The sequence below is a fragment of the Pedobacter zeae genome, from assembly GCF_014196715.1.
In the GTDB taxonomy this organism is placed as follows: Bacteria; Bacteroidota; Bacteroidia; order Sphingobacteriales; family Sphingobacteriaceae; genus Pedobacter; species Pedobacter zeae.
In genome coordinates this window covers 213,190-235,865 of the sequence record NZ_JACIEF010000002.1, presented here as the reverse complement: position 1 = coordinate 235,865, position 22,676 = coordinate 213,190, and the positions used below count along the sequence as shown (strand labels likewise).

The following is a 22,676-nucleotide window of genomic DNA, read 5'->3' as shown; positions in this document are numbered from 1 at the left end:
TTTGTGCACCAAAAAGTATAACCGCTTCAATAAGGTTTATTTAACAGGGGCCTGTAGAACAAAACTACTGTACATATCTGCGATAGTCGGCTTTGTATCGGCTTCCTTGCAGATAGAAAGTACCTAGCCCCGGGCGAAGCGGCATCCCTGAAGCGCAGCGGAAGGATATAGCGCAGCACGGGAACAGACTTTAATCATGCTTACTGCCCCTGCGCTCCAATATATGATGTTTCTTTTATGGAAAGCAGGTTCCTTGCCCGTCGGTTCGGGCAGTCCTTCTTTTCGCTTTTATCTTTTTGTGAGGGGGTAAGCGGAAACATTTTTGCTTGTGCACCAAAAAGTATAACCGCTTCAATAAGGTTTATTTAACAGGGGCCTGTAGAACAAAACTACTGTACATATCAGCGATAGTCGGCTTTGTATCGGCTTCCTTGCAGATAGAAAGTACCTAGCCCCGGGCGAAGCGGCATCCCTGAAGCGCAGCGGAAGGATATAGCGCAGCACGGGAACAGGCTTTAATCATGCTTACTGCCCCTGCGCTCCAAATGTATGATGTTTCTTTTTTGGAAAGCAGGTTCCTTGCCCGTCGGTTCAGGTAGTCCTTCTTTCCGCTTCTATCTTTTTGCGAGGGGTAAGCGGAAACATTTTTGTTTGTGCACCAAAAAGTATAACCGCTTCAATAAGGTTTATTTAACAGGGGCCTGTAGAACAAAACTACTGTACATATTAGCGATAGTCGGCTTTGTATCGGCTTACTTGCAGATAGGAAGTACCTAGCCCCGGGCGAAGCGGCATCCCTGGAGCGCAGCGGAAGGATATAGCGCAGCACGGGAACAGACTCTAATTGTTGTAACTGCCTCTGCGCTCCAAAAAAATATCGTTATTTTAATATAAACGTTATTTTTTATCCTAACTATCAGACACGTAAAAAACTATTACAACTACCAAAGCTCTTTTAGGACGGTAAAAATAAAAATTGGATCACCTCTAGGCAATGATCCAATTTTAAGGCGTTAGTCGCCTGATGATGCCAAAACTTATGTAATTTTCAGGGCATTGGCATAAGAAGCCTGTGGCTGATTTGCAGGGAAATAAACTTTTAACCCTTGCGAATTCCTTTCAAAACGCAGCTTTTCTTTGGTGGCAAGCAGCTCGACATTATTTATCTTTCCGGGATAATTTGATGATCCTTCGGCCAGGCAGGAAATCAGCACCGAACCTTCTGCAGGCCAGGCCATAACCGTGGCAAACAATTCTTTTTCTTTTGCGGCAAACCTGATATCTTTATCAGTAAAAGGTTTACCCTTGCCTTCATTAAATCCTTGTGCATTTAATGCTGGTGATTTTTCCTGTGCAGGTCCTTCTCCAAATACTTTCCATGGCCGGGTACCATATATGCTCTCGCCGTTCGCTTTCATCCATAGCCCAATATCTTCAACAATTTTTCGTTCCAATTCGTCTATTGTGCCATCGCCCCGAACCGGAATATTGAGCATTAGGTTTCCATTTTTGCTCACCACATCAATTAAGGTATGAATTACGGTTTTTGCGGTTTTATAGCCATTTCTGTTGTAAATTCCGCGTTCATAATGCCAACCCCCGATACAGGTATCAGTTTGCCAAGGCAGGGGCTCAATGTTGTTGCTCTGACCACGTTCGATATCCCACACCATAGCCTTACGCTGTGTTTCATTCAATATTTTTCCGGTAACTACTGAAGTGAGCCTGCCTTTATCCTTAATACTTTTGTTGTAAAGGTGTGCGGCGATTTTTAAACCTACATCACTGATTGGCCACATAGGCAATTGCGAATCATCAAAATACACCATATCGGGGTTATATTTGTTGATCAGATCGATAGTACGGTTATAAAACTTGTTGATGTATGCACTGGTAGGCGGTGTAACACCATTGCCCCAATCCCATTGCCTGTGTATTGTTCCGTTATTCTGGCTGTTTTGGCTCAGCTCATGGTTCTGGGCATAAAGTTCCTGCGGATCAAGGCCCTCCCACCATTTACCTTTTCCATCGGCTTTGGTCAGCTTCCCATCGTATGGAATACCTGCCATCGGCCCGTTTTTATCTGCACGCTGGCTGGTTTCAAACCAGCTCCAGGCGTGTGCGGCATGCACACTAACCCCAAATGGCAATCCATGTTTTTTCGCCGCAGCAGCCCATCCGCCAATAATGTCTTTTTTCGGACCTACTTTGGTAGAATTCCAGTTCTTCTGGTACTTACTCTTGTAAAGATCGAGATTATCATGGTGGTTGGCCATTGCCATAAAATATTTGGCCCCGGCGCTTTTATACAGTGAAACGAGCGATTCTGGATCCCAGTTCTCGGCCTTCCAGACATTGATTACATCTTTAAAGCCGAATTTAGAAGGATGTCCGTATTTTTCAACATGATATTTATACTTCCAGCTTCCCTCCATATACATTTCCCTGGCGTACCAATCGCCAGCTTCTGGCTGACATTGAGGCCCCCAGTGTGCCCACATGCCAAATTTTGCATCCCTAAACCATTCAGGGGTTTTATAGTTAGCGAGCGACTCCCATGTTGGGGAGAATGGTCCGGCGAGAATTTTCTCTACAAACTCTTTTGCCCCATCATCATTTGATTGAAATGCGGAAAGTTTATTGGAAAGTAAAACCCCCGGAATACCAATAGCAAGGCTTTGGATTAGTTGTCTGCGGTTCATAAAATTGGTTAGATTGATTTATTTGTAGACAACAAATTTAGAACGTCATACTCCAACATCCTTGTCATTAACAGACTATTTTTTAAACAAATCCGACATCAGGTTTTAGCGGTTGTTGCCACTCCAACCCATTCATCCGGCATAAATGTTACGATGTATCTGTTCTTGATGACTTTTGCTTAAAAATTAGCTATATTTCCCATTAAAGAAATCGCAAATGAATCCAAAAATTATAATGCTGCAATTTATGCTGCTCACCCTCACCGGGTTCAAACATCCAGAAAATAAAAAAGAAAGAATATCTAATCCGCAAGCTAAAACCATACAAAGCAAACAGGTTCCTGATCACCTGAAAAATTGGGCAAATAGCATAAACAACCGCGACACGGGTTCTATCAAAAATTTATATGATAACCATGCCTTTAAAATTATTTCTGCAGATAACATCATTGAGGGTTCAACTCCAATAGCCAACTATTACAGATTGAATAAAGGCAAAATCACTTCAATTAAATCAATATTCAACGTAGAGGCAAATAAAGAGAGAAGGATTAATTATGAATTGGTTAGTTATGAGGTAAACAAGCAAAAAAATTTTATAGGGATTGTAATTTGGAGGATGAACAATGAAAAGATAGTCCGGGAGTTTGAATTTTCGACGGAAAGTAGGCCGGAATCTAAAAAAGTCGACAAAACAAACATATCCGAAAGGCGAAAATTATGGATCGAACTGTGTAATGCCCATAACGCTAAAAACCTGGTTACACAATTATACAGCAACAATACTATATATTACAATCATAAACCAATAGTAAAAGGAGCCAAAGATGTGATTAAAGAATACGGCTATATGAACAACAGGAACTACCACTTAAACTTAGAACCATTAAGATTAGAAGTAGTAAACGGCTTTGCTTTTGAGATCGGGCAATGCAGCGGAAGTTATAATGGAAAATATATAATTGTATGGAAAAAACATGCTGATGGAAAATGGTACATCTGTATTGATTCCAATATTTGAAAAAATGAACGGCTAAGGGATATTGACGGAGCGAGTTTCGGCTTATGCAGGTCCTGATGCCGAAAGGTCCAGTACCCCCTGGTATTGAAAAATTTAGACAACACCGGAGCTATACCGAACCTCATTTATAAAATCATTTTGATCCTCATTTTTTTCCCGTTTGCAGGCACTCCACCGCATTTGCCACATATACCAGTGGTGCATTCCAATTGATGGCAATTTCGTTACTTGCATAAGAGTTAACATCGTCAAGGTATGACAATTCTGGTTCGGCATCATACCGCAGTCCATCTTGTTTCCCCCGGTTAGGCCCTCCAACCAACAAGCCCGGAATGGGTTCAGCAACCCCATCTGCAAACGACAGGCGGTGGTGGGGATGCATAGGTGACTTATAACCTACACCCGTAACAAAAGAGTAGCCGGTTGCATTTTTACCCAAAATGTAATCCAGGTTACTGAGCGCAGCATCGAGATAAACATCCTTTTTGGAAAAAAGATAAGCATTGATAAGTAATATGCTCTGATTCATTGCTGAAGAATTACTTCCCCATGCAAAATCGTTAAGCGAAGCACCGATTACAGTGTGATAGGGTCCTGTTTCAAAAGCAGCTAAGTAGCGATCGGCAAGGCCAAGTATTTTCTTCTTCAGAATGCTGGTTACACTTTTGTACTGCCCTGGGAGCTGTGCCTCGCACCTGATCAAGGTATAATATCCCAAGGCAGCTACATTGTTCCAGCTAGGCAGGCTTACCGGAGCGTTTAAACGGGCAAAAAAAGCATCATAATATTCTTGTTGCCCGGTTGAGGCCACTAGTTCTGCAGAGGCCCAGGTCCATTCATCTTCGAAGTTCCCATCGCCATAACCTCCTGTGTTTACCTTCAGGTCTGTCATTTTGTTGAGTGCATCCTGATCATAAGCGATACCTGGATTTTTTACTGACCAGCTCCAGGCCCTTTTGGCGGCTAGCAGGCAACTATCTGCCAGCCCGGGATATTGTTCGGGAAAATGCTTAAAAATGCGGTAAGCTTGTGCGGCAACAGCGGCCAGGTTAAGTGTTGCTGCCGTACCTTTTGCCACCACGTAACGTTTTGATGTGGCTTTATCAGGCATGATCATGCCGTCGAAATCCAGGTTGGTACATTTATTATAAACTCCGCCGTCAGCTGGGTCCTGCATTTTAAGCATCCATCGCAAATTGTAAATGGCCTCAGTTAACACATCAGGAACCTTGTTCTTTGCATGGGGAATATGTGCCTTCAGCCCTTGAAAATATTCAGGAAAATCTTCATAGGCAGAAAGTAAGGTAGAGGTAGAGATACCGCTGTTCACCACATACTTATTGTAATCTCCGGCATCGTACCATCCGCCTGAAACATTGATCTTACTATCAGCCTTCCGGTTTTTAGAAGCAGCCAATGGATGGATATAAACTGAAGTATCGGGATGCCCGGCCGCGCGATACCATTTGCCTGCATAGTCAGCATCCAGAGCAGAAGAGGCACGCTGGTAATAAAATGCTTTTAACGCGGCCACCGCAAGATCGTGGTGCACACCATCTGCAATTTTAAAAACTGGGGATTCAGAAAGCCCGGCGATCCGGATAATATATTGGCCAGGCCGGTCGAAAGTGCTAAAATCTGCAATTCTTGTGTTAATTTTCGAGTAGCCGGTAGTTTTAGGTTCAGATAATACACCAGTGTACACCGCCTTCCGGTCTGGCATGGATAACAACTCGAATTTACTTTCTGAAACTGCCCGCAGCACGACTGCACTTTTCTCCAGCTTTGGGTAATACCCCGACTGGTTCAGCACAATATCAGGAACCTTCATTTCCTGGGCAGTTGCCACAGAGGCAATTAGCGATAACCATATTAAAACCGACCTGTACAAGATGCTATTTATCATACTATAAATATTTTTCGAACTCAGATTGCGTAATTACTTTCAGACTTACATCATCCACGAACATCGTTCCGGTGACATAACCCAATGCAAATAACAACTTTATTTTTGTAATACCTGGTGGAACAATATATGCTTTTTCATACAGTTTCCAATCGGCATCTCCCGTAACTGAAGCAATGTTGATTCCCTCGCCTATTTTAGCTTCCTGTTTATTAAGGGTCTCAAAAAGGAATAATGCACCGTTCCAAGGGTTTTTCCCGGTACTCACCGCATCCGCTTTAATCTTTGCGCTCATGAGTATATACTGCGTATTTTTAGGTAAAGATACAACCTGATGCATACCGGTCCATTTAGAAGAATCTGCAGAAAATATAGCACTGCTCATTTTCCCTGAATGGTAGATATAAGGTGTTACCTTAGCCGAATAATCAACCCATCCCTCTAACTCATCTTCAAAGCCGCCATTCATAACCAGGTTTTTTTGTGCCAAAGCATGGGTAGTGGCTGCCAGGATAAGTATTCCGGCAACCATATATTTTATCACTTTCATTAATCAATTATTTTAAATTATAAATCAAGAAGAGGTTGGAGCATTAAGGCTAAATGTCATCCTGAGCTTGTCGAAGGACCTGTTTTAAATTTCTTAAAGGCGTTTCGACAGGCTCAACGTGACAAATTCGATTGAATTATTATTTATAATACAACCTCATTAAAATATCCTTTTATTTAGTATACCCCAATATCATCCAGATAAATGGTTTCCGGTGCATTGCCACTCAGCTCCTGAAAGCCGATCCAATTCAGGCTTGTAGGTTTCCCAGGCTGACTGGCATTCTGAAAGCGATCTATCGGAACCACATAATTGGTCCACTTGCCGGCATGCAGTACGACGCTCACATTACGGTTGTCGAAATCATTTAGGGCAACCTTTACAATTTTACCTTCAGTACCCGTTGTACCATAAATTGAAAATTTAACGTAGGTTTTGTCGGTTAAATCGACAGGGGTATTACTGCCTACGGCATATCCTGCGTAATTTCCGGTATAGGTAAGCTTGATCGAATGCGTACCCCGTTTTACCATTTCTGTATTGTTCACATCAGCATTGGCACCGCCGAAGTTGAAATCGTAGCCCGCTGTTATCTGATCATCATAAAATAAATGTCTGAATCCAAAAGGCAACAATATCGGAACCACAACGCCATCGTAAGATACATATGGCCCAGTACCCGTACCTCCCGGGGTAGTCACACTTACCGCACCCAGCGCTCCTACCGGAACCGTTACTTTCAGTTCCGTACTGGTTGAAGAAATTACCTGGGCTGCTGTTGTACCAAATTTAACGCTCGATACCTGATCAAACCGCAAGCCGGTAATGGTAATTACATCACCCGGGTTACCGGCAAACTGACTCACATCGGTAATTGCCGGAGCAGGTTGTTTAATACTAAAATTAAAGCTGGTGCTACCGTATGAATTGGTGAGTGTTAATTTCCCTGTTTGATTAATCCACGTAGCGGTGGTTGGGATCATTACCACAATGCTTTTATCACTGAAAAGAGCCGTATTAAGGTAGGCTGATGCTCCATTGAATTCTACCCGGTTGGTCGATTTCAGATTTTCTCCTTCTATCACATAAGTAACACCAACATCGCCCGACGTAACTGTTGAATCGAGTGGGCTAAGCTGACTATCTCCGGGTCTTACCAGTGTGCGAACCCTGGTAATGCTTGGTGCACCCTGCCCCTCTTTGTCTTTTTTGCATGAGGTGGCAAAGATCAGCATGCAAAAGATGCCAGTCAGATAAAGGGCTATAGTATTTTTATATAACGTTTTCATAATAGCTTATTTAAAATTGTAAGGCACAGGAGGCAATAGTAATTTAGGATTTAAAATAGTTTCTGTTGTAGGATAAGGCAAACGGAAATTTGCATCGGTTGGGGTATACTTTTGCCCCCAGATTACAACCGGTGTGGTGTTGCTGTAAATTCCCCTTTCCTGGTTGGAAATAATGGCAATTGCTTTAGGATGCGAGGTTACATTAAAACCATCTAAACGGCCCAGATCAAACCAATAATCAGCCTCAAATACAAATTCCATACGGCGTTCCTGGTAAATATCTGCAATAGTGATGGAGGTTTTAGGAATGAGGCCTGCCCTTCTTCTGATCTTGTTAAAAGGGATAAGCGCAGCATCATCAGCAGTACGCTCAGCACCGGCAAGAACTGCCTCTGCTTCGATTAGCAATACATCGGCATAACGCATCAGGTAAGTATTATTGCCTGTGGAAAATGCAGCACCTTTACCGCCATTATCGGCAGGGGTACCCACAACATATTTTTTAATAAAAGCCGGCATTCCCTGGGCAACTGCTCCGGCGGGTAAAGTGTAACCGCCTTTGGCCTGGTTAATTTCCGGATAAACATCGCCCTGCATCATCACCGTTGGTTTTCTCCTTAAATCGCCGGGCTCGAAAGCGGTAAGCAAATCAATCGAAGGTGTAACGCTTCCATAACCGTCGCCGGTACCCGTAATTTCAGAGTTGAATGCCAGGAAAGATTGTAATGCATTGCCATGGCCATAGGAAGAGCCACCCAGCCACTGAATGGCAGCAACACTTTCTTCATTATTATTATTGGCTGTTTTAAACAAATCAGCATAAGTTTTACCCGCTATATCTATCCCATACAATTTAAACTCGCCACTGTTAATCACCTGCTCTGCTTTTAAACGGGCATTGGAATAATCGCGCATGTACAGGTAAACCTTAGCCAATAATGCAGAAGCTGATCCACTGGATACTTTACCCTGGGAAACAGAACCCGTTCTGATCATTTTATCGCAGTTTTGTTCTGCATATTTAAGGTCGTTGATAATAAACTTATACACATCGGTTACCGGATTGGTATTAATCTGATAATTGCCTACATAATCCAGGCTATTTTCGATAATCGGCACGTCTCCCCATATCCGTACCAGATAAAAATAGGCCATGGCCCTCATAAATCTGGCTTCGCCAATTGCATTGTTAACTACCGGCGCGGGCACACTGGCCGGCACTTTGGTCTTAAGGTTGTTAATCAACGTATTAGACTGAGCAATTACACTGTATAGGGAATTCCAGGCAGATAATAATTGGGTATTATCTCCCGTTACAGAAAAATTCCCAAAATTGATCACATCGGGAGAATAAGTATGTGCATTGCCACTCAGTAATTCCGAAATACACCACGAAGCTTTGGCATTCCAATCAAACCATGGCGAATTATACAAAGCAATGGTACTGGCCTGGACCTGTTCGGTATTTTGGTAAAAATTATCGGCACTGAGTGCATCTTGTGGAGGAATATTAAAAAAGTCCTTTTTACAGCCAGTGCTAACAAGGGCTATAAAAATAAAGCTGTATATTAAATATGATTTCATTTTGTTCAATAATTGTAGGTCACTAAAACTGTGCATTTATTCCAAAAGTGATGGTCCTGGCAATCGGGTATCTGCCCAGGTCGATATTATTTAAAATGGCACTCTGGTTCATCGCCCCTATTTCAGGATCGTAGCCCTTATATTTTGTAAACGTATACAGGTTTTGTACGCTTGAGTAAATTTTTAAATTAGAGAATTTATATTTCCTGATCCATGAAACAGGTACCCTGTAACCAAGGCTAACATTCTGTATACGTAAAAAAGATCCACTTTCCACATAGCGGTCAGATACAAACAGGTTGGGGTTATCAATACCGATTTTAGGTGCAGGAATATTCGAATCAGGATTTTGCGGCGACCAGAAATTACTGTATGCCGCATATTGATTCTGGTATACAGCCGCCAGGTTACCCATGGTGTTGTTTAACAGGTTCATGATTTTGGAACCATAAGACCCGTTCAGAAACAAGGTAAAATCGAAAGCTTTGTAACTAAATGTGTTGGTAATGCCATAGGTGAATTTAGGATTTGGATTTCCAATTGCCGTACGGTCTTTCTCATTGATTACCCCATCGCCGTTTACATCTTCATACTGCACATCGCCCAGCCAGGTGCTATTGCTGTTATTGGCAATACTGCGCCCGAATTGAACCGGGGCCGATTGAAGTTGTGCTTGCGTTTTAAATATCCCCTTTACTTTATAACCGTAAAATTCGCCTACCGATCTGCCTACCACGGTACGGGTAACAGGGGTTTGCAGGTAAGCGCTCGTTATGGTTCCGAAGAGTTCGGTAAGGCCGTTACCAAGCTCTTTAACCTCATTATTATAATGCGAAAGCACCACATTTGTATTCCATTTAAAATCGCCCTTATCCATATTACGCGAGTTGATGTTCAGATCGAAACCTACGTTATCAATCTTTCCGAGATTGACATATGGAGGATTAATACCGCCTAAATAATCAGGCCCGCCTACCAAATAGGCCGGAAGGGTAAGCTGGAACAAGAAGTCTTTTGAGGTTTTCTTATAAAAATCTATGCTGGTGCTGATTTTACCGTTTAAAAAGTTCATATCAAGACCCCCATTGTATTGGATAGAGGTTTGCCATTTCAACGATTTGTTGTCAATCCGTCCGGCAAGAAAACCCGTGCCTAAACCAGTTTGCGAAGATCTCAGCAACGAGCTGTACAGGTAATTGGGAACATCCTGGTTACCTACCTCTCCGTAACCCAGGCGGATCTTAAGCCCGTTTACCACCTTGTTGATCCCTTTCATAAATGGTTCTTCCGATAATTTCCAGGAAGCTGCAAATGAAGGGAAATAACCGGTTTGAGAGCCATCAGCGAATTTAGAAGTCTTATCTCTCCTGATGGTAGAAGTAAGGCTATACCTGGAGTTATAGGTGTAAATGGCCCGCGCATAGATTGACTCCTGGCGTTGTGTACCGATGTATTCGTCATTGGTTGCCGTAATGGCCTGTCCTAAATTTAACGATTGCACATCATTACTGTAAAAGCCCTGGCGTGTACCTTCAATCCCCCTCCAGTTTGACTGTTGAACCTCGTAACCCAAAATGGCACTTAGGTTATGCTTTTGGCCAAATGTCTGGTTGTAATTAAGGTACTCTTTCCAGATCAAAAATGTACTCTGCTGAAATCTTTCTTTAAGAGAAGCTGTAGGATTGGTGAAACGGCCCCACGAATAGCTTGGCGTAAACACATTATTATCAGAAAAATTAAAATCACCCCCAAGTTCCGACCTTAGCGACAATGATTTAATGAACTTAATTTCGTTATAAATATTGGTGTTAATGTTACTCCTGTTCAATTTATTTTTAATCTGCTGGGCCTGTGCAACCGGGTTTAATGCCGCTGCGGCAGCAAGGGGGTCAGACAAAGGAGGACCGGTATACGAACCATCCAGGTTGGTTACCGCTAAATCAGGCGCCTGCAGTAAAGCATTGTAAATAATCCCGTTATTATCGCTGGTCACAACATTTTCTGCCGAGCGGCTTCCGGTTAAGGTAATTCCAAGTTTAAACCATTCTTTTACCTGTGCATCGGCATTTACCCGGAGGCTGTAGCGGCGAAAATCAGAACCGATCACGGTACCGTCCTGCCCCAGGTATCCACCGGAAATGTAGTAGGTTAATCCTTCTTTACCACCTGAAACTGCTACCTGATGGCTCTGTTGGGGAGCAGTTCTGAATATTTCTTTTTGCCAGTTGGTACCCTCTCCCAATACTGAAGGATCGGCAAATTCGACCCTCCTTCCGGTGCCATAAATATCGCCCAATGAGTTTTGAAGCATGGCATACTGGCGAAGGTTCATCACATCCATATACTTTGCCACACGCTGGAAACCATAATAACCATCATAATTTATTGATGAATTACCGCTCTTTCCTCTTTTGGTGGTGATGATGATTACCCCGTTTGAAGCCCGGTTTCCGTATATTGCGGTTGCCGATGCATCTTTTAGCACATCGATAGATTCAATATCATTTGGATTGATCAATGATAAAGGACTTACAGTAGTTTGCGAATTGGCATTGGAAGATGAGGCCTGTAAAGGAGATCTCCCGCTGGTGCTCTGATTGCCTGCATCGCCCGAAATGGGCACACCATCTATTACATATAAAGGCTCATTACTGCCGCTTAAAGAAGTTACTCCCCTTACACGCACAGAGGTATTGCTGCCGGGTGCCCCAGAGTTTTGCGAAATGGTAAGTCCCGAAGCCCTGCCCTGCAGCATCTGATCGATGCTGGTTTGAGGCACATTGGCAATATCGGCAGCTTTTACCGACGAAACCGCCCCGTTAAGATCTGTACGTTTTTGAGTTCCATAACCAATTACCACCACATCAGAAAGTGAGGTGGTCTGTGCCTTAAGTACCACATTCAGTATACTCTTGTTACCCGGATTAATTTCCTGGGGCTCCATTCCAACAAAAGAAAATACAAGGGTGGTTGATCCCGCAGGCAGCGAAATCTTAAATTTACCATTGATATCGGTTACCGTTGATTGTTTGGTGCCTTTTACATTAACCACCACCCCGGGAAGCGTTACTCCTTTTTCATCGCTCACCGTACCGGAAATCTCCACATCACGAACCGACAAGGTTGTAAGTGGCAAATTGGGAACCTTTTTAAGGATAATGGTTTTCCTGATGATTTTGAAATCAAGATTGGTGTTTTTTAAAACCACACCCATTACCTGCTCAATGGGCATGTCGCTTACATTAAGGTTTATTTTATACTTATCGTCTATATCAGCACGCCTGAAAAGCAAGTGGTAACCACTCTGTTTCTCTATTTGCTTTAAGATGCTAATGATGTCAGAATTATTCTCTTTAAGCGTTAGATTCTGACTGAAGCTGCTAGCGCTAACCTGCATAAGGGTAAGCGTCAAAAAAAGCACTACGAGTCTCATTGTTAACAAGATTTGGTAAGAATCACGGCGCAATACCTGCCTGATCCTAAAAAATAAATTCATATCTTTATGGAGTTTTGGTTAAATTATAATGTTGTTTGAATCGGATTGTAAGTAACCTTTACTGTAACCGGATGTGCTGCGAACACGATCCGGTTTTTTTCGTAAAAAGCATGGTTACCCTTACATTATGCAGTGTTGTAGTAGTTTCTCATGTTGAAATATTTATTTGGTTAAATTTATTTTAATCGATGGTGTCTTCTTTAATCGATTATGGTGAGCAGGTGCCCGTTCAATTCATATTTTAATCCGGTAAACTGAAGCATACTCAACAACTCTGAAAGCTCTACGTCTTTAGATATTGTTCCAGTATAAGATATTTTTGAAGGCGTTCCCTTAAATACCACCTGAACATCGTACCAGCGGGTCAACTGCCGGGCAATTTCCTTGATCTCCATGTCTTTGAAGATAAAAAGGTCGTTTCTCCAGGCCATTACGGCTTCCATATCGCAATTGGTATTCACCTTTATGCCAGACGGATTTACCAGTGCCTGTTCCCCTGGTTTTAATAACTGTGAGAATTTACCTGATGATAAATGGATACTTCCTTCCAGCAAGGTTGTTTTTTGCTCTGCCTCATCGCCATAAGCCATTACGTTAAAATGCGTACCCAATACCTTAATTTCTGTTCCACCAGATTGTACCTTAAAGGGCTGCTTAGGATTCCTGGCCACTTCGAAATATACCTCACCGGTCATCTGTACAATTCTTTCAGCGCCGGTAAATGCAGTTGGAAACCGTAAGCTCGATTTTGCATTTAACCAGGCTTTACTTCCATCGGGCAGCACAACGCTGTATTTACCCCCGAGTGGTGTGGTAATTTTGTTATAGGTTATCTTAGAAAATGCAGCTCCGACATGGATTTTATAGCTGAGCTCGCCCTCTGCGGTTTTTACCACGCTAACATTCTGCTGGTTAGCCAGCGCGCCTATTTTGGCATCGGTCAACACCACTGATGATCCATCGTCTAATGTCAGCACCGCCCTGTTTCCACCAGGTTTGATATGAACCGTCTGATTTAATTTTACAATTTGATCTTGTTGGCGCTGCTGCGAATGGTATCTCCAGGTCAGCACTGCACCCAAAACCAGGAGGAGTGATGCAGCCGCCCACAGCAGTTTGTTTACACGTGCTGATTTTTTGTGAATGGATATGATTTTTTGGTCACTTTTTGCTTCGATATTGAGCAGGATGCGTTCAAAAATTCTATCCTCTACAAGTTTCCTCTGCTCATCAGAAAGGCCTGCAATATCTTCAGGTACCTCATCCATACTGTCAAACCATTGGTCTACCTGTTCTATTTCACTAACAGTACAATCACCGGAAAGATATTTTTTAAGTAAGGAAACGGCTATTGATCGGCCCATGTTGGTTTGTAGTTATATTTGGTTCGTTAATGGTATAGTCGGCCAACCTGGCCTTTGCCCCCAAAAAAAAAATAAAAAAAATTAATATGCGTTCCAGGAGAATTCAACAGTATGAACTTTTTGCCGGGATCGTCATTGCGAGAAGGCTTTTTCAGCCGGCGAAGCAATCTTTGAAGTAAAATCGCTAGCATGAAAGATTGCTTTGTCGTTCCTCCTCGCAATGACGACCATTCTAGTGGATGCTGTTAATGGTAGCCTCCGAAGGACTTACCTAATATTTATTATAGTGATGAGGATATTATGGAGGGGTCGTCATTTCGACCGTAGCGGAGAAATCTTCTGATACAGATCTATTAGAAGACCATAATTTATCGGAGTAACCAGGCAAAACCAGAAGCAATCAAAATCACCTTGTAATGCACCCTGAAATACTTTAAGGCATTGGTGATATGGTTTTCTACCGTCTTTTCAGATAACCCCAGTAATTCAGCTATTTCCTTATTGGATTTGTGCTCTTTCCTGCTGAGCTCAAATACTTTCCTGCATTTTGCAGGCAACTTAGCAATCACTCCGTTGATTCCCTTTTCCAGCTCATTGATAAAGATGGTTTCTTCGGTGGTATTCGCAGCCTCCTGGTAACTGAATGAAAGCAGCTCGAGATAATTGTTCCGGGTAGCCTCCTTCGCCATATAATCAATAATTGAATAGCGGATAGCAGAATGGAGATAGGCTTTTAAAGACCCTTTAATATTTATTTTTTCCCGGTTGATCCAGAACGTGGTGAAGAAATTCTGGATGATCTCTTCGGCAGCTTCTTTAGACCTCAATCTTTTATTGGTTATTACATAGAGCTCATACCAATACTTCGTATAAATTTTCCTGAAAGCAACCACATCGTTCTCCCTCAACATTACGATCAGTTCCTCATCAGTATGATTGTGCTGGTTGCTCATAGCCAGTAAAATTATAAAAAAAATTGAATCCAAAACGATCAACATGGCACCAATCATGGTGCGACATAAAGTGCTGATAGGTTCGTGGCGTCAGATGCCCACCTAACGTTGGTATAGCACTAAAGAAATTGTACAATCAGACAATTTAAAGTTGTGAATCTACTCAAGAAACCATCCTTGCGATAGCCTGCAGCAAATTTTGGGGAAGTATTTTTACTGCTATTAAGGGCCAATGAGTTTTTTGGAGTTGAGCTCAGCCTGTACTAGGCCTGACAAAGTATGAAAAGGCTTTAACTGCTGTTTTTTACTCAACAGGCTACCATTGACAGCGCTATAAAAGAATCGTCATTTCGGGTGGAGCCAGCCGGTTTTACCGGCAGAGAAATGGAGAACCACGAAGTGCTCAGCTAAGCTAAATCTATAAAGACAGATTTCTCGACTGCGTTGCACTCCGCTCGAAATGACGATGCCGGAGAAGGTTTTCCCTGATATTGATTTTTATAAAATAAATTACTCCTCAAGATGACATTTGGCATTTATGAGAAAGCCCCCTGGTTATTTGTTTAACGTGCTAATAAGATCAGGCTTTTACTAAAAAAGTTTCGGGCATTTCTGCCGCTTTAAGCATGAAATTATGTAACTCATAATTTTTAACAAAAGGTTTTAGATTTTCTGAACCCGGACCAAACACCGCTAGTTCAACATAATCTCCGGTATGGTTCATACCGGCCCATTGTACATCTGTATATTTACCTAAAATTTTACCGTATTCGTAAAATGGCAAGTTCGATTCGTTGTAAAGCTGCCCCTGAACAATATCTTTAAAATGAACCAATAGAGATTTTACATCTTCTTGTTTCATTTCAAAACCTTGGTTTTCTTTTATCAGATCGATTATTTTCTGCTCGCTGAATGATTGATTAAGCTGCCTCAAAAGCCAGGTATTACTGTGTTTAAAGTTTTGAAGGCTATCGAACTTTTTGTTGGCCTCATCAGCATAAAATAAACCAGGGTTCGAATTACCATGATCTGTAGTGATGATCACCAATGTTTCGCCATCTTTTTCGGCAAACGCCATTACTTTTCCAACAGCTTCATCAAAGGCAAGCTGATCGAAAATTAAACCGCTCAAATCATTTGAATGTGCTGCCCAATCTACTTTACCACCTTCAACCTGTAATGCAAAACCATCTTTATGATCTTTCATGAGTTCTATCGCTTTCATGGTCATCTCTGCCAAGCTTGGTGTAGATTTAATTAACTCCTGATCATGTAACCTGTCTACCTCGTAGGGCATTCCGTCTTCTGCAAACAATCCCAAAACCGGCTTTGATTTGTCTAACGCCAACATTTCAGCCCTGTTTTCAGCAACTTTGTATCCTTGGGTCAAATATTTTGGAATCAGGTTTCCGCCTGGCCTTTTCGCTCCGAAATATTGGTGTCCACCTCCCATCATCACATCAAATTTTAGCCCGAGATACATTTCTGCAATGATATCCTGTCCACCACGATTATCAATATTCACACAAAACCCTGCAGGAGTTGCATGCGTAATGGGCACCGTGGTAACACAACCTACCTTTTTGCCTCTCTCTTTAAATTTTTGAAAAATTGGCTGAGGTTTTTCACCGTTAATACCCACGTTTAAAGAACCGTTTTTAACGCGAATGCCACCGCCCCATGATGAACTAGCAGCGGCAGAATCGGTAACCAAAGAGCTCGCCGAAGCGGTATCCATCAGTGCCCTTGCCACTTTATTGTCCCTGTAAAGGCCCAACCACTTACTGCTTCTGCCCAATATGCGGTTAGAATAGATATCGGCCATGTTCAGCGTTCCGGTACTCATCCCATCACTCACCATCATAATGATATTTTTAGCCTTTTTTCGTCCAGCTGTTGGCGAAGCCATCACTTCTTTTATACCTACAAAAGGCAAACCTAAACCGGTTAATAAGCCTCCTTTTAATAACGACCTTCTATTCATACCTGTACTTAATTTTTAAACAAGGGATTTTCTCTAAAATATTTTCCATCGGCAAAACTGATGGCATAATCTGATTTAAAGTGCGTACTCTTTTTATAATAATCTGTTGTAATAACCTGAGCGCCCGATTTACAGGCAGCTTCGAAATCGCTCCGGTCATTCATCCTGGCTTGCTTCGTATCTGCATCTGCCCTGGTTCTGATGATATAACCTTTCTCTACCAATTCAGGAATTTGTTCATCTTTTGGATTATTTCTAATCATAAAACCTGCTTCAGGAGTTCCAGGTTCTGCATTGGCAAACATTACACGGCCTTTAAGTGAAGGATGCCCCTGGATATATGTTGAGCGTTTTCTGTCTTTAGCATCCAGAACAAAAAGAAATTTACCTTTTGCCACACTAAGTTTCGGCCAGTTTTTTGCCAGAACAGCCTCTTCCAGAGTTTTGTATTTGCCCCTTACCTCATCAGGGCTTAAAATGTGTCCCTTTCCTAAATTTCCGATAATGACAGCATCCAGCTCATCAAAAGTTTTACCGGTAAAAGCCTCAGGCTGCGTAAACCCTGTACGCCTTATCGAGTCATCTTTAGCTTCTAAAGTGATGAAGACTGGTGTATGCTCCGGATTGGCTTCCGACCATTTTCTTAGCTGCTGCAATGCCGTAACCAAAGTTAGTGCCGAAGACCTGAAATCTAAATCCGGAATATGAAAGACCTTGAAACCCGGTTTATCCATTTCGCCAGTTTTATCGAATGCAGGTTGACCTTTTACCTGCTCAAGTCCAAATGGATGCGCATACTTGCCACCTTTCTCATCTGCATAAACATCGATTTCGAGATTTCTTAAACCCATATCTAATTGTTCTGGCATGGGTATGTGTTCATAATCCAAACTGTTTGCTGCTGCCGGGTCTTTTAATCTGATCACATTTAGCAGCTCCGGGTTAATGGCTTGTTTATAGCTGTTATGCGAACCGATAACCTGTATCTGATTGATGGGCAAATCTTCCTTTTTAGCAATTAAAGCAATTACGGGCAGCGCCAATACTAAAACCAGTGAACTTGTTAATTTCATCAATACCTTGATTTATCTGGTTAATATCCAGGATTTTGCTTTAGATTGCTGTTAAGCTTTAATTCGTTGGCAGGAATCGGGTAGATTCTTCTGGTGATATCCTTATTCATGTTTAAGACATCATTTGGTAAAGGGTATTCTATTTCGAACTGGCCAAAACGGATCAGGTCATTCCTTCTCCAGGCCTCCCAACTAAATTCGCGTGCACGCTCATCAAGTAAATTCTGCAAACTCACCTCACTTGCGGTTTCTGCGCCTGCACGGGCCCTTATTTTATTTAACAATAAAAGTGGTGTTTGCAACTCGCCATTTACCGTAGTGGCAGATGCACCTCTCAAAATTGCTTCAGCTTTCATCAACATTACATCCGCTAAGCGTAATACAGGCATATCATTTCCATTAAGGCGGGTAGCCTGAATGGCATTTGGATCTGGCCAGTATTTTACTGAGCGGACACCTTTTGCCTGATCAGCAACTGTATTGCCTAAATCCATTGGTTTCCCCGGTTTTAAAATAAGATCGGGGGTAATCTCAATCTGCGTTGTTGTTCCCGCAATATAAACAGGCTTTGTTAAATCAGGTTTACGGTTTGCATCAGGCGCATACTGCTTGCCTACCAGCCAAAAAGTTGTGCGAACATCGTTGTTTAAATTGAAACGCTTGAAGTATTCGGGCGTGGTACTCATCGAAATACTGAAGCCCACATTGATACCATAGGCTGCAGCCAGCGCAGGATAGAAGCCAAATCTGGTCATTTGATTTCCTGGAATCTGCTGATCGTAAGGAATGGCAAATATCGTTTCATTGATCTGCGGACCATTATTTACATCAAAAATATCTGAATACTTGGCATCAAGAGCGTAGTTATTGTTTTTCAATATATTATCGGCCATTATTACAACATCAGTATACCTGGCGCGGCCGGTGTAAACCTCGGCGTTTAGGTACATTTTTGCAAGTAAGGCATAAGCCATTGCCTGCGTTGGACGTCCATAAACCGCTACTTTATTATTGTTATCTTTAACCGGTAACTGCCCAACAACTGCCAAAAGCTCTTTTTCAATAAATTCAAAAACCTTTTCCCTGGGCTGGTTACCCGGAAGAGTGCTTACAGGGAATGTATCAATAATTGGCACATTGCCATATAAATCCATCATGAAGAAATAGTACAATGCACGCATGGCCCTTACTTCTGCAATGCTGCTGTTTTTAGTAGCCTGAGGTACTGAAGACTCATTTGTGAGGTTGATTAAACGGTTGCAGTTATTAATCCCCCCAAACCCCCACTGCCAGATGTCCCTTACATTGGGGTGATCAATTGTCCAGGTATGGTAATGGAGCTGACGGTATTGTCCGCCATCATCGAAATTCCCATCGCGGGCCGGTAATATAGCCGCGTCGGTAGAGAGCTCCTGCATCCTCCAGTAAGGCACACCGAATGAAGAGGAAAGGTTGGAATACATAGTACCGAAAAGTGAAGCATAATCTGAATTGGTGTGTGGAAAGTTTTCCCTCACATATTGAGATTCCACATCTACATCGAGCTTGCTGCATGATTGAAAAACCAACAGAAAAGCTATTATATTGAACAGGATAATGTTTTTTTTCATCGTTATATTTTTTAGAATGATGCACTTACACCAAAACTGAACGTTCTTGTTTTTGGATAATAATTATTGTTATCAATACCTGGTGTTAAACCACCGATATTAATTTCAGGGTCTAATCCACTGTATTTTGTGATGACGAAAAGATTGTTTGCTGTAGCATATAACCGGATGGCTTTTATAGCAGGATTCTTAGGCTTTATGGTGTAGCCTAAGGTTGCATTATCTAAACGCAGGTAAGAACCACTTTCCAGGAACCTGTCAGAAATCAGATAAGCATTGATATCATTAAAAGATTCTCCCAAAGTAAACCTTGGAATATTCTGAAGTTTGGCATCTGCCGGATTATTCAATGAAGCTTTTGTTGCATTTAGTATTTTGTTGCCCAATACTCCCCTAACTAAAAAGTTGAAATCCCAGTTTTTATAGTTAAAACTGTTTGCCCATCCGTAAATTAATTTTGGCTGCGCATCTCCCGCAATCTTCGCATCTGTTGTTAAAGGCTGTGTAGCAATCGTTTGCCCGGCAGCATTAATATAAGTACTTACACCTGCAGCATTTTTACCGGCATAGTTCCAAAGATTAAAAGTTCCTAAAGCGTAACCCGGTTGAACAAGCTGGCTAAAATTACCCGACTGGCCTTTACCTCCGAGCTGAGCGGTCTGGATGGCTGCAATCTTATAAAAATCGTCAGACAAGGTTTCGACTTCATTTTTATTATGCGCCAGATTAGGAGAACTTACCCATTTAAAACTGTCAGATTTGATTAGGGTTGCATTCAATGAAAATTCTACCCCTGTATTTCTGATTTTACCAACATTAGCCGTTATGGTAGGTAAGAAAAACTGCGTAGTAGATACTTCATATCTGTCGTATATCAGGTCAGAAGTCTGTTTTACGTAAAAGTCAACAGAGCCGGTCAGCCTGTTATTAAAAAGTCCGAAATCCAGACCAATATTACTTGTTGCTGTACTTTCCCATTTCAGATTGGGGTTTTCATTACGAACAGGCCCAATGGCATTGCTAATGTTACCATTGTTAAGAAATTTATTGCTCCCAGAGAGTGTACCATAAATAAGCAGCGAGGAGAAAGCATCAAATCCTAAACTGTTACCTGAAACGCCATAACCTGCGCGGAGTTTTAAATCGCTGATTGCTGGCAATGATTTCATGAATTCCTCGCCTATAATTCTCCAGCCGGCAGAAACAGCCGGGAATAATCCCCAGCGGTTATTGCGGCCAAAAGCTGATGAACCATCATTTCTCAATGAAGCCTGAAACAGGTATTTTTCATTATAATTGTATTGTACCCTGCCATAATAGGAAATTAACCTCAGGGTGGAAATTGGAGCATTATTAAAAGCAATCTGCGAAAGTAAAGTCGGGTTTGATAAAAAAAGGTTATTATAACCTAAATTATCATTTGAAAAGTTCTGTGTTGTAACTCCAAAACCATCATTTGTTCTATCTTCCTGCCAAGAGTAACCTGCCAATAATTTTAAGCTATGCTTGCCTATCGATTTATCATAATTGAAATAACCTTCTAAAACCTGGCTTTTATTAAGTACATCAATTTTTTGCGCCTGTCCGTTTACACCACGTGCCAATCCCGATTGGCTGTTTAAATAGGTACTGTAGTTGTTTTGATCGCGCTGTGAAGATACACTGGCCGTAAATTTCAAGCCATCCAGAATGTCTAATTGGGCCATCCCGTTAATAAGGGTCTTGTTGTTAAGGTTATCAATTTTGTTGTTGTCTACAACTGATAGTGGATTTCTTGTTCCGCTTCCGGTACGGTTATAGTTTTCTTTGTAAGAACCATCTGCATTAAAGGGATTAACCGTTGGAAGATAAAAAAGCATATTTGGTAAAGCCGTCGATTGATAGATATCAGTGCTTTTTGAATTGCTATTGGTAATGGTTAAGCCTAGTTTTAACTTATCATTGAAAAATTTTTGATTTAAATAAGCCCTAACAATTGTTCTTTTTAGGGATGTATTTTTCAAAATACCTTTATTATCCAGGTAGTTTACGCTTGCACCATAGTCAGAAGATTGTCCGCCGCCTCCATAAGAAAGATTATGATTTGTGGAATACCCGGTTCTTTCGAGTAAAGATTGCCAATTGGTATCTGAGCCGTCATCATCAGCAGCATTCAATACCTGCTTATTATCAGCAAGGTACTGCCTCAGTTCAGGAGCAGAAAGCATATCGTATTTTCTGGATACTTTTTCAACAGCCGCATAACCGCTATAAGCCAGGCGTGCCTGGCCATTTTTTGAGCGTTTGGTTGTGACAATGATTACACCATTAGCTGCTCTTGAACCGTAAATAGCGGTCGAAGAAGCATCTTTTAAAATATCAATATTTTCGATATCGGAAGGTGCCAGTAAATCTATCGAGGCACCCGGCACACCATCAATTACATAAAATGGCTCTTGTGCAGCTCCTTCCCTCAATGTAGACGGACCACGCAGAATAGTAGATGGTTTGGCATTCGGATCGCCACTTTTAGTTACATTCAAACCCGAAACCTTTCCCTGTAGTAGTTGGGCAGGATTTACCATTACGCCCTGGTTAAACTCTTCAGATTTAATAGAGGTTACCGCACCGGTTACGTCTTTTTTATTTGCCGTACCGTAACCAATTACCACAACCTCTTTCAATTTTTGATTGTCTGGCAAAAGCGTTACGTTAATTCGCGTTTGATTACCAACAGGCACTTCCTTTGATATACAGCCCATCATAGAAAAAACCAACACATTGGATGGTTTTACAGAAATAGTATAGTCTCCATCCGTATTCGTAGAAGTTCCGCCGGCAGCACCTTTTATTCTTATGGTTACACCAGGCATCGGCTGGTTCTTCTCATCAACAACCCTACCGCTGATGTTCCGGGTGTTTTGTGCCATTACATTTATTGACAAAAGCATAAGCATAATCAATAAACAACGCAGCCTGCCTACCTCAGTGAAGTAAATCAGTTTGTAAATTTTTTTCATGAAAAATAATTTATAGTTGGTTTGTATTAGTGGGAACGGCTCGTAAATGGGCCAAAGTCTCCTGACTAATTTGCCACAAAGATGCGCCTGGTTAGTTAGGAATTTATGATGTAAAAAATACAGAATTGTTAAATTCGAGCCCGAA

13 protein-coding genes are annotated in these 22,676 nt (G+C 41.8%); 1 reads left to right on the top strand and 12 read right to left on the bottom strand.

The genetic code is table 11. The features are described from left to right. Positions 1–1,037 precede the first annotated feature (1,037 nt). Positions 1,038–2,702, bottom strand: a complete 1,665-nt coding sequence (locus GGQ60_RS07480) for an alpha-L-fucosidase (protein ID WP_183761804.1) — start codon at positions 2,700–2,702, stop codon at positions 1,038–1,040. A 217-nt stretch (positions 2,703–2,919) separates the two neighbouring features. On the opposite strand from GGQ60_RS07480, the gene GGQ60_RS07475 reads away from it, so the two are divergent. Next, positions 2,920–3,723, top strand: coding sequence for a Cif family virulence factor (locus GGQ60_RS07475; protein ID WP_183761802.1), 804 nt, complete (start codon positions 2,920–2,922; stop codon positions 3,721–3,723). Positions 3,724–3,868: 145 nt separating this feature from the next. On the opposite strand, the gene GGQ60_RS07470 is transcribed toward GGQ60_RS07475, so the two are convergent. The 11 genes from GGQ60_RS07470 to GGQ60_RS07420 all read right to left on the bottom strand — a co-directional run bounded on the left by GGQ60_RS07470 (position 3,869) and on the right by GGQ60_RS07420 (position 22,531). Continuing rightward, on the bottom strand, positions 3,869–5,629 hold the full coding sequence (locus GGQ60_RS07470; protein WP_183761799.1) for a glycoside hydrolase family 9 protein: 1,761 nt from the start codon (positions 5,627–5,629) through the stop codon (positions 3,869–3,871). Position 5,630: 1 nt separating this feature from the next. After that, on the bottom strand, positions 5,631–6,179 hold the full coding sequence (locus GGQ60_RS07465; RefSeq protein WP_183761796.1) for a carbohydrate binding domain-containing protein: 549 nt from the start codon (positions 6,177–6,179) through the stop codon (positions 5,631–5,633). 176 nt (positions 6,180–6,355) lie between these two features. Further along, on the bottom strand, positions 6,356–7,468 hold the full coding sequence (locus GGQ60_RS07460; protein WP_183761793.1) for an IPT/TIG domain-containing protein: 1,113 nt from the start codon (positions 7,466–7,468) through the stop codon (positions 6,356–6,358). 6 nt (positions 7,469–7,474) lie between these two features. Further along, positions 7,475–9,052, bottom strand: coding sequence for a RagB/SusD family nutrient uptake outer membrane protein (locus GGQ60_RS07455; RefSeq protein WP_183761788.1), 1,578 nt, complete (start codon positions 9,050–9,052; stop codon positions 7,475–7,477). 22 nt (positions 9,053–9,074) lie between these two features. Beyond that, complete coding sequence (locus tag GGQ60_RS07450; protein WP_183761786.1) at positions 9,075–12,449, bottom strand: TonB-dependent receptor; 3,375 nt, start codon at positions 12,447–12,449, stop codon at positions 9,075–9,077. A gap of 299 nt (positions 12,450–12,748) precedes the next feature. After that, a complete protein-coding gene (locus tag GGQ60_RS07445; RefSeq protein ID WP_183761782.1) occupies positions 12,749–13,912 on the bottom strand; it encodes a FecR family protein in 1,164 nt (387 codons plus the stop codon). A 368-nt stretch (positions 13,913–14,280) separates the two neighbouring features. Beyond that, complete coding sequence (locus GGQ60_RS07440) at positions 14,281–14,865, bottom strand: RNA polymerase sigma-70 factor (RefSeq protein ID WP_183761779.1); 585 nt, start codon at positions 14,863–14,865, stop codon at positions 14,281–14,283. A gap of 580 nt (positions 14,866–15,445) precedes the next feature. Then, positions 15,446–16,849 carry an alkaline phosphatase gene (locus GGQ60_RS07435; protein WP_183761776.1) on the bottom strand — a complete coding sequence of 468 codons (1,404 nt, stop codon included), beginning with the start codon at positions 16,847–16,849 and terminating at the stop codon, positions 15,446–15,448. 8 nt (positions 16,850–16,857) lie between these two features. Continuing rightward, positions 16,858–17,922: a phosphatidylinositol-specific phospholipase C1-like protein gene (locus tag GGQ60_RS07430; protein WP_183761774.1), complete on the bottom strand. Its 1,065-nt coding sequence runs from the start codon at positions 17,920–17,922 to the stop codon at positions 16,858–16,860. Between the two features lie 20 nt (positions 17,923–17,942). Beyond that, a complete protein-coding gene (locus GGQ60_RS07425) occupies positions 17,943–19,532 on the bottom strand; it encodes a RagB/SusD family nutrient uptake outer membrane protein (protein ID WP_183761771.1) in 1,590 nt (529 codons plus the stop codon). A gap of 11 nt (positions 19,533–19,543) precedes the next feature. Continuing rightward, positions 19,544–22,531 (bottom strand): SusC/RagA family TonB-linked outer membrane protein, encoded by a 2,988-nt coding sequence (locus GGQ60_RS07420; RefSeq protein WP_183761768.1) that lies wholly within the window; start codon positions 22,529–22,531, stop codon positions 19,544–19,546. Positions 22,532–22,676: the final 145 nt, after the last annotated feature.

Coding starts and splice junctions, on each gene's coding strand:
- GGQ60_RS07480 (WP_183761804.1), bottom strand. CDS start 2,702: ATGAACCGCAGACAACTAATCCAAAGCCTTGCTATTGGTATTCCGGGG.
- GGQ60_RS07475 (WP_183761802.1), top strand. CDS start 2,920: ATGAATCCAAAAATTATAATGCTGCAATTTATGCTGCTCACCCTCACC.
- GGQ60_RS07470 (WP_183761799.1), bottom strand. CDS start 5,629: ATGATAAATAGCATCTTGTACAGGTCGGTTTTAATATGGTTATCGCTA.
- GGQ60_RS07465 (WP_183761796.1), bottom strand. CDS start 6,179: ATGAAAGTGATAAAATATATGGTTGCCGGAATACTTATCCTGGCAGCC.
- GGQ60_RS07460 (WP_183761793.1), bottom strand. CDS start 7,468: ATGAAAACGTTATATAAAAATACTATAGCCCTTTATCTGACTGGCATC.
- GGQ60_RS07455 (WP_183761788.1), bottom strand. CDS start 9,052: ATGAAATCATATTTAATATACAGCTTTATTTTTATAGCCCTTGTTAGC.
- GGQ60_RS07450 (WP_183761786.1), bottom strand. CDS start 12,449: ATGCAGGTTAGCGCTAGCAGCTTCAGTCAGAATCTAACGCTTAAAGAG.
- GGQ60_RS07445 (WP_183761782.1), bottom strand. CDS start 13,912: ATGGGCCGATCAATAGCCGTTTCCTTACTTAAAAAATATCTTTCCGGT.
- GGQ60_RS07440 (WP_183761779.1), bottom strand. CDS start 14,865: ATGAGCAACCAGCACAATCATACTGATGAGGAACTGATCGTAATGTTG.
- GGQ60_RS07435 (WP_183761776.1), bottom strand. CDS start 16,849: ATGAATAGAAGGTCGTTATTAAAAGGAGGCTTATTAACCGGTTTAGGT.
- GGQ60_RS07430 (WP_183761774.1), bottom strand. CDS start 17,922: ATGAAATTAACAAGTTCACTGGTTTTAGTATTGGCGCTGCCCGTAATT.
- GGQ60_RS07425 (WP_183761771.1), bottom strand. CDS start 19,532: ATGAAAAAAAACATTATCCTGTTCAATATAATAGCTTTTCTGTTGGTT.
- GGQ60_RS07420 (WP_183761768.1), bottom strand. CDS start 22,531: ATGAAAAAAATTTACAAACTGATTTACTTCACTGAGGTAGGCAGGCTG.